This window comes from Roseivirga spongicola (assembly GCF_001592965.1).
Taxonomy (GTDB): Bacteria; Bacteroidota; Bacteroidia; order Cytophagales; family Cyclobacteriaceae; genus Roseivirga; species Roseivirga spongicola.
Genome location: NZ_LRPC01000032.1, coordinates 1 through 14270, shown reverse-complemented (window position 1 = coordinate 14270; position 14270 = coordinate 1). Strand labels below are relative to the sequence as shown.

Sequence of the window (14270 nt, the reverse complement as noted above, 5' to 3'; positions counted from 1 at the left end):
ACACCAATATACATACTTAAATGAAATGGCTTAGTAAGCCTTGGCAAAAAGTACTCTTCCTTGAGAAGGTTTACCAGAGTAAATACAAACTCCAGCCTCTTCTTTTCTATCTAAAGGAATACACCTGATGGTTGCTTTAGTTTCTTCTTTGATCTTGTCTTCAGTTTCGGCTGTTCCATCCCAGTGAGCTGAAACGAAGCCTCCTTTACCATCGAGCACTTTCTTAAAGTCCTCGTAAGAGTCCACTTCAGTAGTATGCTCGGTTCGGAAGTCTACCGCCTTCTGATAAATGCTATTCTGAATATCATTCAGGAGTTCTTCAACTTTGGCCGCTACATCTCCGGAAAGATCGAAGGACTGTTTTTCTCCAGTATCTCTTCTTGCTATTTCCAGCGTGTTATTCTCCAAATCTCTTGGACCCATGGCAAATCTAACTGGCACCCCTTTCAGCTCCCATTCAGCGAACTTAAAGCCCGGCTTATGAGTATCTCTGTCATCAAACTTCACAGAAATCCCTTTAGCCCTCAATTGAGCAGTAATTTCATCGACCTTGGCTCTGATTTGGGCCAGTTGTTCTTCTCCTTTATATATAGGGACAATCACTACTTGAATAGGCGCCAATTTTGGAGGAAGTACCAAACCATGGTCGTCTGAGTGAGCCATAATCAACGCTCCCATCAAGCGAGTGCTTACACCCCAAGAAGTTCCCCAAACGTGTTCTAGACCACCTTCTTTGGTAGCAAACTTTACATCGAATGCTTTTGCGAAGTTCTGACCTAAAAAGTGGGAAGTTCCTGCTTGTAATGCCTTACCATCTTGCATTAGAGCTTCTATACAGTAAGTCTCCAATGCACCAGCAAATCTTTCAGACTCTGATTTGATTCCTTTTACAACAGGCACGCCCATAAATTCTTCAGCGAATGTAGCGTAGACGTTCATCATTTGAATTGACTCATCTATGGCCTCTTGCTTGGTAGCGTGTGCCGTATGACCTTCCTGCCACAAGAACTCCGCTGTTCTGAGGAACAAGCGCGTTCTCATTTCCCAACGAACCACATTAGCCCACTGGTTTACTAGTATAGGCAGGTCTCTGTAAGACTGAACCCAATTTTTATAGGTACTCCAGATTACAGTTTCTGAGGTAGGACGCACAATCAGTTCTTCTTCTAGCTTAGCATCAGGATCTACCACTACACCGTTGCCGTTCTCATCATTCTTTAACCTATAATGAGTAACTACAGCGCACTCTTTAGCAAATCCTTCAACGTGATCTGCTTCCTTGCTTAAATAGGATTTTGGAATGAACAAAGGGAAGTAAGCGTTAGTATGACCAGTTTCTTTAAACATTCTGTCAATTTCAGCCTGCATTTTTTCCCAAATGCTGAAACCGTAGGGTTTGATCACCATACAACCTCTTACTGCTGAATTCTCGGCCAAATCGGCCTTTTTCACTAACTCATTATACCACAATGAGTAATCTTCACTTCGTTTTGGTAATCCTTTGCTCATCTCTTGATTGTTGGTATGATACTTGCTCTTTTACTGAGCGGAAAATACCGTGCAAAGATAAAATTTTCGGGTATTTAACCGACCAAATAAGAGAATTAGACGTTAAGTTTAAAGAAGAAAGGAAAGCCATGAAGAACTCCAGCTATTTTAAGATTGCATCAACCTTACTAGCACTATCGGTATTTGCCGGCTGTGCCTCATTACCCATGCAACAAGGCGAGTATGACGATGTTTACTTTACATCGGCAGATAGAGCCCAACCTAAAAAGGTTGTAATAGACCCTGAAGGAACACAAGAGCTTGGTGAAAACGTGGTGACACTAGAAAGAAGCTCTGATCAGAAAGTTGAGGCAAACCTAATAGACAAGTATAATAATGGAGCTCCTCAGGAAGTAGTGTACTTTGAAGCCATAGACCCGAAAGTTTCTAGAGCTTCTGAACTCAATTACGATGACTTTGTGTGGGATTACGAAAACGAGCTCCTGAAAAATTACGACTTACCCCTAGACTGGGACGACATGGATCCTATTACATTTAATCAAATAGTTAGGGACGACTTTCAGTTTAGAAATGCTTGGTATGACCAATACTATAGAGGTTTCAATTCGGCAATGGAGAACTACTTAACTCAAGCCAGTTCTTTTAACACACCTCACACAAGAGCAAGAAACTGGAACTTTAATGTTGGTTTTGGATTAGGCTTTGGCTCAATTTATAATTCTTCATTCTTCTGGGGAAGCCCTTACTCTTCAGGTATATGGTTAGACCCTCTCTGGAGATTTGGTAACCCGTACGCTGGAAGATTCAGGTACTCATTTTATGACCCATTCTTTTACGATCCGTTTTTCAATGACCCTTGGTTTGTCAGTTCATACGGCTTTAGTTCATGGAGATATAGAAATTGGAATTGGAGACGTGGAAACACAATCATAATTGCCAATAATGAATATTATAATAGCCGAGGAAACAGAGACTATACAAGAGGTGCAAGAGTACCTTCTACCTCTGTAACAAGTGTTAGATCAGATGCTGCTAATGGCACGGGAAACACCAGATCTAGCCAAGCTGCACTAAACAACACTTCACGAAGTAGGTCTACCATTTCAAGAGGAAGAGTATCTAATACTTCCGTAAGACCAGTGACTACCTCTAGTACCAGATCTTCTAGATCAACTACTAGTGTAGATCAGGCCCTAAGTAGAAGTAGTAACAGGGTAAGAACCGATAGCTACAGGATTAGTACTGATGGTAAAAGCCGAAGTTCATCAGGGTATAGCATTGGAAGTTTGAGAAGGTCTTCTAACTCTGGTAGAAGCAGCGGACTCACTTACAATACAAGCTCTAGATCTAGAACCAGCATACCTTCTTACACCAGAACATCGAGTTCTAGAAGAAGTAGCGGTGTATCATTCAGTAGAGGAACATCTAGCAGATCTAGTTCTCCTACATTTAGTAGAAGCAGCAGATCTTCTAGTAGTAGAAGTTACAGTTATGGTAGAAGCTCGAGCTCAAGTAGGTCTTCAGGCTCATATAGCAGAAGTAGCAGCTCAAGTTCAAGCAGGTCTTCAGGTTCTGTAAGCAGAAGCAGCAGTTCGAGTAGTAGATCATCTAGCAGCGGCTCTTCGCGTTCATCGAGCTCAGGAAGTAGCAGATCTGGTAGAGGAGGTAATTAAAAACGATTCAAAGCATTTTAAGTATGAGAAAAATATATCAGCTAATAATAGTTGGTCTGGCAGTGGTGTGCCTTAACCAACTGGGAAAAGCACAAATTGCACCTGGCTCATTCGGGTACTATCAAGACGCACTTAGGTTTTCTCAAACCGGAACTTACGGAACCGCAAGGTTTCAGTCTTTAGGCGGAGCAGGCTCTGTACTTGGGGGCGATTTAAGTTCTGCCATTCTAAACCCGGCAGGGTTGGGACTGTATAACAGGTCTCAGTTTGTGATTTCCCCAAACCTGAATTTCAAGAGTTATGATACTGAATTCCTAGGCCGAAACATTAGAAATGAAGATACTCGCTTCAACATTGGAAACTTCGGGTTAGCCCTGAACTTCAATAAAGGAGACTTAGAACCTGGTAGTTGGAGAGGCGGAACACTAGCCTTTTCTTACAATAGAGTAAACACTTTCAACCAAAGTCTTAATTATTCGGCATATAATGGGAATAGCTCAATTATTGATGCCATGCTGAATAGAGCTGATGGTTTTTTTCCAGACGAATTAGGAGGAATAGAACAAGTTGGTTATGATCATTATTTGATTAACCCCGTGCCTGGAGCTGAAGACATTTATGTTTCTTTTGTGGAAGGATTTCCTACTCAACAAGAAAGAATATCCAAGCAAGGAAGTACTGATCAGTTCAACATCTCATTTGGAGGGAATTTTGACGATAAAATCTATTTAGGCGCAGGCTTAGGCTTTACTTCTAGTGACTACTCTTATAACCGAGTATACACTGAAGCTTTTGACGATCCAGCAATTTCTAGCTTTCAGATAGACGAGCGATTGGACGTTACCGGAACTGGTGTTAACATGAACTTAGGAGTGATTGTTAGACCAACCAACTTTATGCGTATTGGCGCTTCAATTACTACTCCTACCTGGTATAGCATGAGCGAAGAAGGCGATGTCATTTATAGATCTGAATACAACAATTATGATGTGTCTAACTTCAGAGATGCCAACGACAATAGACTAATTCTAGAGGACACTGTCCTCAATAGTCTAAGAAGCTCAACAGACGTTTATTTCTCAGACTATAACATTAGAACCCCAATGAAATTCAATGTTGGAGCTGCATTCTTTATTGGAAAAAACGGCTTCATTACTGCTGATGTTGAACACTTAAATTACTCTCGTGCCCATGTTTCTTCTATAGATTTTAGTGTAGAAAATGACAATGAAACAATTGACAACATATATAGATCTGCGACCAGCGTTAGACTAGGTGGGGAGTATAGATACAGCATATTTAGGTTCAGGGTTGGCTATGCCAGTATAGGCGATCCATATAGGTCGAGCTTTGATGGTGTAGACAGATCTCGCTCTGTTGTATCAGGAGGGTTAGGTGTTAACGTGGGTAAATATTTCTTCGACTTAAGCTTATCTCAGACAGCTTATAAAGATTCATTCACAAGCTACACCTTTGCTGACGGCACCGGACCTACTTCCTTTACAGACAATAAAATCACTAATGCTAGTTTAACCTTAGGGTTGAATTTCTAGAAGAAAAAGGATTAACGACTTAAATAATTCGAGATAATCATTTCTGTAGAGATCTGATTGTCTCGAATTTTTATTTGGGCTTGGTTATAAAACTCTTCTCTTAGCTCCTTCAGGGCTCTAATTTCTTGGATCAGATCGAGTTGATCATAACTTTTGAAAATCGGTCGATTTTCCACTCCTTCATCTAAAATCCTCAATGCCAAATCGCCAGGATTAACATCTAAATAGATCGTTCGGCCATGAGCATTCATGGTGTCCATATTGAAATGAAAACAAGGCGTTCCTCCTCCTGTAGCTAAAACAAATCCATCTCTGGTAGCACAAACTTCGTGTAACGCTTCCTTCTCTCTTAGCCTAAAATTGCCTTCTCCTTGAAATGAGAAGTACTCTGGTATACTCATACCAATTTTCCCCACAATCAAATGGTCCAAATCAATAAAGTCGAGCGAGAGCTCTTCACCCAGCTGCTTACCCAGTGTAGACTTACCAGAACCTGGAAGACCAAGAAGAAAGATGTTTTCTTTCTCACCCATTAATAAAACTCATTGAGTAGTTCAGTGGCATCAGGAATATCATTATAGTGCCACTTCTTCATCACCTGCCCATCTTGAAGAAGTACTAAACCTGGGTTAGACCTCACCATGGTTTTCAAGAGCGTTTTATCTGAATAATAATAAGGAACTGCCAATTGAACATCGTGTCTGAGCGATTCAAACTCAGGGCCTGAAGATGCTGTAATGGCTACCACCCCTACCTGATTTTCAATTGAACGAACGAGGCTATTCAACATTGGGTAGGCTCTTAGCTCGGTGTTTTCAACATCGTGAACTATGACAAGCAACTTCTTACCTGAAAGCGACTCCATGGTATAATCATCTTCATCGCCCCAGAACGCATAGTTAGTAATTTTTGGCACTTCAGAAGGATTGTCTGCTGGAGGCATCATAGCCACGGGAATTACAGTTCCCTCCTTATACGCTCTAAAGTCTATAGAAGGCAAATGGTTGATTGACCAAAAAGCTACTACCAAGCAAAAAACGGTACTTACAGCCACACTGATATGCTTAAAGTTGGATGGTCTTTTTATGTCATTGGCCTTTCTACCAATAAATAAGATGACTATAAACACCAACAAAATGATGTCTTTAAAGAAAGACTGCCAAGGGGTTAGTTTGATAGCATCTCCAAAACAGCCACAATCAGTTACTTTATTGAAGTAGGCACTATAAAAAGTGAGGAAGGTAAAGAAGATAATCATGGCCAACAATAGTGTGGTGACCAACTTCTCTCTATACTTAAGGAGTATGGCTATACCTAAAACAACTTCTAATGTAGATAGCAAAATGGAAAAGAACAGGGCCAAAGGCTTTAATGACTCGAAAAAGGGTGCTATGTCTACGGCAAAGACAGTAAAGTACTCTTCTAACTTAATTTGAGTTCCGACAGGGTCGTTTACTTTAATTAATCCGGAAAAAATAAACAGACCTCCTACTATAAATCTGGCAACTGTATTTAATGCTTTCATGCTTTTGCGGCTCCCATTAAAATCATACAAAAAACGGCATAGTTAATCATATCCATATAATTGGCATCTATACCCTCTGAAATGATAGTCTTACCCTGGTTATCTTCAATTTGCTTCACTCGAAGCAATTTCATGAGTACAATGTCCGTCATCGAACTCACTCTCATATCTCTCCAAGCTTCACCATAATCATGGTTTTTATTCATGAGCAAAGCCATCGTTTCATTCACATGCTTATCGTAAAGCGGTTCTAAGGTATCAACATCTAGCTCTAACGGATCACTTTCCGTTAAGTCCATCTGAATGAGTGCAATAACACAGTAATTAATAATACCAATGAACTCTCCCGTAATATCATCATCTACCATTTGCTTACCCTTCATTTGGATAGACCTGATGCGTTGGGCCTTGATAAAAATCTGATCTGTGATGGACGAAAGTCTGAGTATTCTCCAGGCTGTTCCATAATCTTGAGTCTTCTTCAAAAATATGTCTTTACAGGCCTTAATAACTTCTTTATATTCGCCTACCGTTTGCTCCTCCAAGGTGATCGTTTTTAAATGTCTAAAGAATTCTTGAGCGCGAAAGATAAGCTATTTGAGGTTAAATCCACATTGAATATCAGTGGAAATCTGGTGAGTCTAGATGAACCTCAGGTGATGGGAATACTCAATATCACCCCTGATTCATTTTATGCCGAAAGCCGCGTAAATCAAGAAACTGCCATTCTCAAAAAGGCACATCAAATGGTTAAAGCAGGTGCTTTTATCCTAGATATAGGAGGTTACTCTACCCGACCTGGCGCTGATGACATTTCTGAAGAAGAGGAAACAAAGAGAGTTACAGATGCCATCAATTTAGTGAGATCCAAGTTTCCAGAGGTACTCATTTCTGTTGATACCTTTCGTTCTTCGGTGGCAAAACATGCTATTGAATCTGGAGCAAATATTATCAACGATGTCTCTGGTGGCAACTTAGATAGCAACATGTTTGAAACAGTGGCCCAACTCAACGTTCCTTACATACTTATGCATATGAGGGGAACCCCTCAAACCATGAAATCATTGAATCAATATGACGATTTACTGATAGATATTGGAAAGGAGCTTGCCATCAAGTGCAATGAACTGAAGCAGAGAGGAGTTTCAGACATCATTATTGACCCTGGGTTTGGTTTTGCCAAAAGCATATCTCAGAACTATAAATTGCTCCAAAAATTAAGTTATCTTAAAAGACTTGGCTATCCTTTACTCGCGGGGCTGTCAAGAAAATCTATGATTTATAAAACCCTGAATATAGAACCGCAGGATGCTTTGAACGGTACTACAGCACTAAATATGATTGCATTGCAAAACGGTGCAAGCCTTTTACGCGTTCACGATGTTAAAGAAGCCCACGAAACTATTAAACTCTTTAAAGCCTTAAACACTTGATTTACGCTATAAACATAGGGTTCTTAGAAATCAGATGGATTGACATGCTAGACATTACGCTGGTAAGTGTTCTGCTCTATCAGGTGTACAAGCTTCTAAAGGGAAGTGTTGCTGTAAGGGTATTAATTGGCTTCTTGGTTTTGTACCTGGCTTTCTTAATTGTGCGGGCGGCAGAAATGGAGTTGCTCACTGGTATTCTCGGCCAGTTTATGGGAGTCGGTGTGTTAGCTGCTATCATCATCTTCTCGCAAGAGATTAGAAAATTCTTAATTGTACTAGGCAAAACCACCTTCCGAAAAGATGGTGTTTTGCAGAGCCTAATGATTTGGAAGCGAAAAGAAGCTAAAGAACACTTCAACCTGACTCCCATTATTGAGGCATCCAAAAACCTCTCTTCTACCAACACTGGGGCCTTAATGGTCTTTTCTAGAAACTCAGAACTGAAATTTTATGCCGACAGTGGTGATAGACTAGATGCTACACTCTCTAAGCGTTTACTCATAGCAATATTCAACAAATACAGCCCTTTACACGATGGCGCCATTATCATATACCAAGGTAAAATTTTGGCGGCACGATGCATTCTCCCAGTTAGCGAACGCGAGCTACCTGCACATTATGGCATGAGGCACAGAGCAGCAATGGGCATGTCAGAAGCCACTGATACGCTAATACTTTCCGTTTCTGAAGAGACAGGTCAAATATCTATCATTAGAAATGGACGTATTGATAGCAACCTTTCTATCCCGGAAATTAGGAAGCGAATTATCTCTTATTTGTCCGATACCGAAAACGTAAAGCGAGAAGTTGAAGAAGAAGTCAATGCAGAAGCGACTTCTGGTGTCAACTAATCATCGTATTTAACGCCTAATGGTTTAAGGTAATTTCTCTAGAATTCACTTTTGAACTTAACCCACATAAGCGCAGGGTTTTCAGAAGACTCAATATCTTCTAGAGTACTGCCTTCTATAAATGAGATCTGATTTTCGTCCAATTCTGCCAGAAACTCTCCAATATCTGAGGAATTTACTGTAAGCAACATTCTACCGTTATGCCACGAGTTAAAAGCTAAATCATATGGGCTTTGATCACCCTTTCTTATATCGATAGACATAATTTGACCTGTAGGCCTATGATACAGTAAGTCATCATAAGCTTGATCGAAACCAATACGGTAATCAATATGAATCCACTCCTCGCCAATCTTAGGAACGAAGAGCCAAACCTTTCCCGAGGTTAAAATCTGGTTTACAGGAGAGGTTTGCTCATCCTTTGCCTCATCTAATGTCCATAAAAACTCACCTTTCAAGTCGAAATGCAAATATGGGCGAACCCTCTCGTCATTAATTTGGTATACAGAATCACTCAATAGCTGACGATATAGTAAGCTATTCTTATAAGGTGTAAAACTATTAACTGGCGTACCTGTAGGAAAACCAATATCTCCCAGTGTCTCTAGAAAGTATCGAGGGTTTCCGAAACTTTTGTCAAGCATAGCAATTTGCCCAGCTGAACTGTCAGCCTGCGCTCTAAAACTCAGGTCTAGCCAATATTTTCCGTTCAATTCTTGGACGTGGTTAACATCATAGACCGTCTCCATAGAGCTTAAATACTGCCCATCTAAAAGGTATTTGAAGAGTCTTTTCCTTGAATTATCGAAAAAGACGAGAGTATCCGATCTCAGCCAATAGCTGTTAATTGAGCCGTACTCTTCTGGACCGTTTCCAAACCTATTAAACTTGGTTACCAAATCACCAACTCCATTGAAGACATACAGCGTTTTCAGTTTTTCTGAAGTAAATTTAAAGTAACTGCCATTCCAGTATACCTCCATGGCAGCTCCTATCAATGATTGTTCAGTTTCTTCTAGTTTAACCACCTCTACCTCATCAATTAAGTCAGAAATATCTACCGATGGTGTATTTATATCTATGGCGATAGATTGGAATACGTCATCACCAGCTTCAGACTTACCGTTCTCTGGATGACACGAGGAGAAACCTAAACTTACCGTGGCAATCAATAATTTCGATAAGACGTGTTGTGTATGTCTAATCATAAGGGCCGATTATTTTAAAGACTTTTTGAACTTAACCCACATAAGCGCAGGGTTTTCAGAAGACTCTATAACATCTAGTGAGCTTCCTTCTCTAAAAGAATATTGAGATTCATCAAGATCTTCTAAGAGTTCGGAAAGGTCTAGTGAATTAATTGGTATAAGCATAGTATTGTTACCGAGCCATTGATCGAACATTAAACCCAATTTCTCTTCAGCATTTTTCCTAGTATCTAAACTAAACTGCTTGCCAGTAGCTCTATCGATCACCATCTGAAAAGAATCTTCAAAAGAAGTATTATAAGTAAGGTAAATAAGCTGCTCACCAATCTTCGGCCAAATCATCCATACCTTATTGGCATCGCGTATTTCATTCATTGCTATGCTAGGATTGTTCAACACTTTTTCATCTCTCCACAAAAAATCTGCACCAAAATCAAAGTGAATAAACGGCTTAATACCAGCGTCCTTAATCAGGTAGGTGCTATCATTCAATATCTGTTTATAGACAAGGACATCTTTATAAGGAATCATAGAGTTAGTAGTGGTTACAATTGGAAAGCCAAAGGGCCGATTAAATGGTAAAAACTCTATTGGTTCTTGCATGTTTTGATTGTACCGCACCAATTCATAGTTAGTAGAGTCTCCTGTAAACCTGTGGCTATAATCGGTCCAGTAACCGCCTTCATTTTCATAAACATGCATTGCATTTTTAGGCAGCTTTAACTCTGATAGATAGTTACCTTCAAAATCATAACTGACAACCCGAGACCTATCATTGTCATAGATTTTTACTGTATCGCCTTTTAACCAATAGCTCCAAAGCGAACTATATTCTTCTGGGCCATCTCCGTTCCTATTAAGCTGTCTTATAAACTCTCCCTTTCTGTTAAAGAAATAGAGGGAGTTGCTCTTAGTGTTCGGGATTACTATGAGGTCATTATGTATTGTCAGATTAAAAATTACACCGAGAAGTGATTCTTCGGTCTCTTCTAGCTTAACAACTTCTACCTTTTCTATTAGGTCAGCGAACTTAAGTTCGGGTGGATTTCTGTTGATAACGATAGATTGGAACTGATCTGGATTAGGCTTATTCTCTAGAGTTTCTTTTTTGTGACCACAAGAGACTATTAAAATTAGCCCTAACAGCAACTGCAATTTCCTATAATTCATTTTGAAGTGTTTATCCAAGTATAACTAAAATACTCGTTAATCACCTAAAATTATAATTACTATTTCCTCCTACTCAAGAACACTGGCAAGCAAAGGAATACCGCCACGGTTGAGAACACCAAACCACCGATAGTACCAATAGCCAGAGCGAACCAGAAATATTCTGAATCACCTTCTAGCAAGAAAGGAATCAGGCCAAAGCAGGTTGAAAGAATGGTTAGAATAATTGGCTGTGCCTTCCCCATAACAGACCTTAGCACCGAACGATTGTATTTTTTGAGCCTTGTATTATTCAAGTCGTTAACAATGAAGATGGAAGCGTTTACTACCAACCCTCCTAGCATAACAAAAGCGGCAAATCCTCCTGGGTCGAACCTAAAATCGAACAAGGAGAAAATAAGGAACAAACCAATGAAGGAAATTGGAATGGTTATAATGATATAAAAAGGTTGTTTCAGGTTTTCGAACAAAATGGCACAGATAAAGAAAATACCCACCATAAGAAATAATAGGAGACTATATTGGCGTTGCTGCTGCCTAAAGCTGAAGTAATTACCAGAGGTCTCTACAGAATAACCAACTGGCAACAACTGCTCCATTTTCTCAATACTCTCTTCTAAATATTGACGACCAAATTTTCCAGAGCCTAAATAATCGAAAGCTAAACGCCTGAGGTATTGCCTATCCTCTTTAAGTAATTCGTTGGCTGTTTCTTCAAAGGTAAGAGTGGCAAAATCCTTAATTTTCACAAACCGTGCGGTATCTATAGGTAAAGCTTCTTCCATTAGATCCCACTTAGAAAACTGATCAGCACTATTAGCCTTAATGACAACTGGCAGCCTTTTATCTTGGTAATTGGCCTCAAATGATCGTCCTCTCGGCTTGGTTAAATCCCCAAGCGTATTCATTATGCTACTTCGGCTAATACCAGCTCTTGCTAAGCGACCTACATCAAAACTTAAAACATATTCACTGGTTTTCTCTGAGGAGTAGCCAAACTTCTCGTTTGTTTTCACCTCTTGAACCCTCCTATTACCATCTACCAGCATTTGGGCAAAAATCTCCGCCTGTGTTTCCAGTTCGTCATAATTGTACCCCCTCATTACCACCGAATAGCTCGGCCTCTGGTTACTCTCTCCACCAGCATTAAAACTTTGACCTATACCAGTAATGGACCACCTTACTCCTGTAAGGTCTAATGAACGTGCCTGTAACCTGCCTTTTAATTGATACGGCACCGCAGAGTTTTCATACTCTGGCGCAAAAGTTATCTCAATTCTGGCAGTTCTTTCATTTACTTGTGTTACGTACTTATCTATCCCCTTTACGTCTACCAAGTAATTCTCAATTTTGGATATCACATAATTTGTATCGTCTAGGGTAGTACCAAAAGGCAAGCTAGCTCGAACAAACAAGCGAGTACGTTGAGGAGTACCATAATAGTAGCCTTCATACACCTCGGTAACAAACTTTCTTAGTGCACCTCCGAGTGCCTTGTCCACTATCGGTTTAATGTCGTCCTGATATTTATCACTACCAATTGAATTGTTGTACCATTCTTGCCCTTCCCATTGTGGTGGTAGTTTAAACACAGGTAAACCAAAACCTAAAATGACTATGAAGATAAACGCCTTTCGATACTTTACTACGAACTTAATAGAGCGACTATATGCACTAAACCAGCGTACCCTTCTGCGCAAACCTTTTATGCTGACCATTTTAGAAGTCCTCTTCAATTCTTCTTTAAATAGAAGCTGGTAAAGAGATGGGGTGAAGAACAGGGCAATCAACAGCGATGTTGCCAAGTTAATAGACACTACAATGGAGAAATCTGTCAGATCCCTTCTATCTTCTTCTGGCAACAGAAGCACCATTAAAAGGGCCATAATAGTAGTGAGTGATGCTGCCAACAAAGCCAAGAAAATTCTGGAGTTCTTCTTCTTATGTAGGTGATCGAGCATCACTATGGCATTGTCTACAATCAGTCCGAAGGAAATAGTCAGACCGGCTATGCTATACATGTGCAACTCTACATTCAGCGCATAAAGGATAATAGCAGTAATACAGAGATTGACAATAATGCCTAGGAACAGCGTAAATAGGTAGCGAACATTTCTATTGATAAGAAAAATAAAAAGGACCAGTATACCGATGGAAAGTCCTGTTCGAATATAAATCTTATCCATTTCCTTACGGAGAAACTCTGTGTCATCCCGCTCTAAGCGAACATCTATTCCGGCAGGTAATCCCGATTTTAGCGCTTCTATTTCCGCCTTAATCTCATCGGCCAAAACCACCTTATTCACCATAGGCCGAGCCATTATTGACATGTATACGGCATTCTTACCATTAATTCGTTGGTAATAGCTAGGTGCTTGTTCTTCCACAAAAACTTTAGCAACATCGTTCAGATAAATAGGCTTACCATCAATCCTTGCCACCTCAGTTTGCTCTAAACTGCTAATATCTGGTATTTGCGAACTTGTCTTTAAGAAATACTGCTGGCCTGAAGGCGTTTTAGCCAGTCCGGCATAAACCGCGCTTGTCGAGCTACTGAGCGCTTGATTGATACTTGATTTATTCAATCCATATCTCAGTAGAGATGGAGCATCGAATTCTATAGTTATCTGTAGAGGATTTCCCCCTCTGATTTGAACACTGTGAATATCGCGAATTTGGCTTAACGGTTTTCTGATGTATTCGTCTACATCTTCTTGCAGCTTAAAGGCTGCAAAAGGCCCGTTAATGGAATACATTAAAATAGGCGAAATCTGCTCATCATCATTTTGCTCCCCTCCCGATTGCTGCACAATGGGATAGGTAAGGTTTTCCGGAAGTTTCTTATAGATATTTCTAATGATTGCATTGACTTCAAACTTCCTGAAATCCATATCAGTGTCCTTGTCAAACACCATGGTAATATCGCCTCTGTTATACGCTGAGGTACTTTTCAACTTGTTTACCCCTTCAATTTGTGATAATGCATTCTCTAAAGGAGAAGTGGCTAAACGCTCCACTATATCTGGAGAAGCATCTGGTAATCTATAGCTGATTTTAAGTATCGGGGCGCTTTGCGTGGGAGTAAAGTTAACGTTGAGCCTAGGGATAAACGCCACTCCAATAATGGCCAGCACTAGAAAGATAACTACTACCCTAAATGGTCTTTGTGTCTGCATGAACTAACAAAGTAGTCATGTTTTTTTTAATAGCCACCAATTAACCTAACTTTTCATCCCATTCATACCTTAATTCTAACTTGACTGATAATAAGTAAGTACTTTCATAATTGTATTTTTATTGTTTTTTTATTGTTTTTTTATTGTTTTTTTATTGTTTTATAATTGCTTT

General features: G+C 39.9%; 11 protein-coding genes. 4 read left to right on the top strand and 7 right to left on the bottom strand.

Going from position 1 to position 14270, the window contains the following annotated elements; all coding sequences use genetic code 11:
- Positions 1 to 30: 30 nt before the first annotated feature.
- Positions 31 to 1509 carry a proline--tRNA ligase gene (gene proS / locus AWW68_RS19150; protein WP_068225082.1) on the bottom strand — a complete coding sequence of 493 codons (1479 nt, stop codon included), beginning with the start codon at positions 1507 to 1509 and terminating at the stop codon, positions 31 to 33.
- A gap of 128 nt (positions 1510 to 1637) precedes the next feature.
- Here proS and AWW68_RS19145 point away from each other — a divergent pair, with 128 nt between their 5' ends.
- The gene (locus AWW68_RS19145; protein WP_157717730.1) at positions 1638 to 3182 is read left to right on the top strand and encodes a hypothetical protein; all 1545 of its coding nucleotides are present in this window, start codon (positions 1638 to 1640) and stop codon (positions 3180 to 3182) included.
- Positions 3183 to 3205: 23 nt separating this feature from the next.
- Complete coding sequence (locus tag AWW68_RS19140) at positions 3206 to 4735, top strand: OmpP1/FadL family transporter (protein WP_068225078.1); 1530 nt, start codon at positions 3206 to 3208, stop codon at positions 4733 to 4735.
- 11 nt (positions 4736 to 4746) lie between these two features.
- Here the strand turns inward: AWW68_RS19140 and AWW68_RS19135 are convergent, their stop codons facing one another.
- The 3 genes from AWW68_RS19135 to AWW68_RS19125 are packed head-to-tail and all read right to left on the bottom strand — an operon-like array spanning position 4747 to position 6805.
- The gene (locus AWW68_RS19135; RefSeq protein WP_068225076.1) at positions 4747 to 5268 is read right to left on the bottom strand and encodes a shikimate kinase; all 522 of its coding nucleotides are present in this window, start codon (positions 5266 to 5268) and stop codon (positions 4747 to 4749) included.
- Entirely contained in the window at positions 5268 to 6260 is a 993-nt protein-coding gene (locus AWW68_RS19130) for a DoxX family protein (RefSeq protein WP_068225074.1), read from the bottom strand. Before AWW68_RS19130 ends, AWW68_RS19135 begins: the two co-directional genes overlap by 1 nt.
- Positions 6257 to 6805 (bottom strand): DUF1599 domain-containing protein, encoded by a 549-nt coding sequence (locus AWW68_RS19125; RefSeq protein WP_068225072.1) that lies wholly within the window; start codon positions 6803 to 6805, stop codon positions 6257 to 6259. The genes AWW68_RS19130 and AWW68_RS19125 overlap by 4 nt, the downstream gene beginning before the upstream one ends.
- A gap of 15 nt (positions 6806 to 6820) precedes the next feature.
- Between AWW68_RS19125 and folP the strand changes: the two genes are divergently transcribed.
- Complete coding sequence (folP, locus tag AWW68_RS19120; protein ID WP_068225070.1) at positions 6821 to 7693, top strand: dihydropteroate synthase; 873 nt, start codon at positions 6821 to 6823, stop codon at positions 7691 to 7693.
- Positions 7690 to 8544, top strand: coding sequence for a diadenylate cyclase CdaA (gene cdaA, locus AWW68_RS19115; protein ID WP_221406025.1), 855 nt, complete (start codon positions 7690 to 7692; stop codon positions 8542 to 8544). Before folP ends, cdaA begins: the two co-directional genes overlap by 4 nt.
- 38 nt (positions 8545 to 8582) lie before the next feature.
- Here cdaA and AWW68_RS19110 read toward each other — a convergent pair whose 3' ends face one another.
- Genes AWW68_RS19110 through AWW68_RS19100 form a run of 3 tightly spaced genes read right to left on the bottom strand, consistent with a single transcriptional unit; the run spans position 8583 to position 14098 of the window.
- Entirely contained in the window at positions 8583 to 9752 is a 1170-nt protein-coding gene (locus AWW68_RS19110; protein ID WP_084375776.1) for a 6-bladed beta-propeller, read from the bottom strand.
- A gap of 9 nt (positions 9753 to 9761) precedes the next feature.
- Positions 9762 to 10922: a 6-bladed beta-propeller gene (locus AWW68_RS19105; RefSeq protein WP_068225066.1), complete on the bottom strand. Its 1161-nt coding sequence runs from the start codon at positions 10920 to 10922 to the stop codon at positions 9762 to 9764.
- A 59-nt stretch (positions 10923 to 10981) separates the two neighbouring features.
- Positions 10982 to 14098 (bottom strand): efflux RND transporter permease subunit, encoded by a 3117-nt coding sequence (locus AWW68_RS19100; RefSeq protein WP_068225065.1) that lies wholly within the window; start codon positions 14096 to 14098, stop codon positions 10982 to 10984.
- Positions 14099 to 14270: the final 172 nt, after the last annotated feature.

What these genes read in the sequence shown, in the direction of transcription:
- AWW68_RS19140 (WP_068225078.1), top strand. Translation starts at nt 3,206, where the DNA reads ATGAGAAAAATATATCAGCTAATAATAGTTGGTCTGGCAGTGGTGTGC.
- AWW68_RS19110 (WP_084375776.1), bottom strand. Translation starts at nt 9,752, where the DNA reads ATGATTAGACATACACAACACGTCTTATCGAAATTATTGATTGCCACG.
- AWW68_RS19145 (WP_157717730.1), top strand. Translation starts at nt 1,638, where the DNA reads ATGAAGAACTCCAGCTATTTTAAGATTGCATCAACCTTACTAGCACTA.
- AWW68_RS19135 (WP_068225076.1), bottom strand. Translation starts at nt 5,268, where the DNA reads ATGGGTGAGAAAGAAAACATCTTTCTTCTTGGTCTTCCAGGTTCTGGT.
- AWW68_RS19130 (WP_068225074.1), bottom strand. Translation starts at nt 6,260, where the DNA reads ATGAAAGCATTAAATACAGTTGCCAGATTTATAGTAGGAGGTCTGTTT.
- folP (WP_068225070.1), top strand. Translation starts at nt 6,821, where the DNA reads ATGTCTAAAGAATTCTTGAGCGCGAAAGATAAGCTATTTGAGGTTAAA.
- proS (WP_068225082.1), bottom strand. Translation starts at nt 1,509, where the DNA reads ATGAGCAAAGGATTACCAAAACGAAGTGAAGATTACTCATTGTGGTAT.
- AWW68_RS19105 (WP_068225066.1), bottom strand. Translation starts at nt 10,922, where the DNA reads ATGAATTATAGGAAATTGCAGTTGCTGTTAGGGCTAATTTTAATAGTC.
- AWW68_RS19100 (WP_068225065.1), bottom strand. Translation starts at nt 14,098, where the DNA reads ATGCAGACACAAAGACCATTTAGGGTAGTAGTTATCTTTCTAGTGCTG.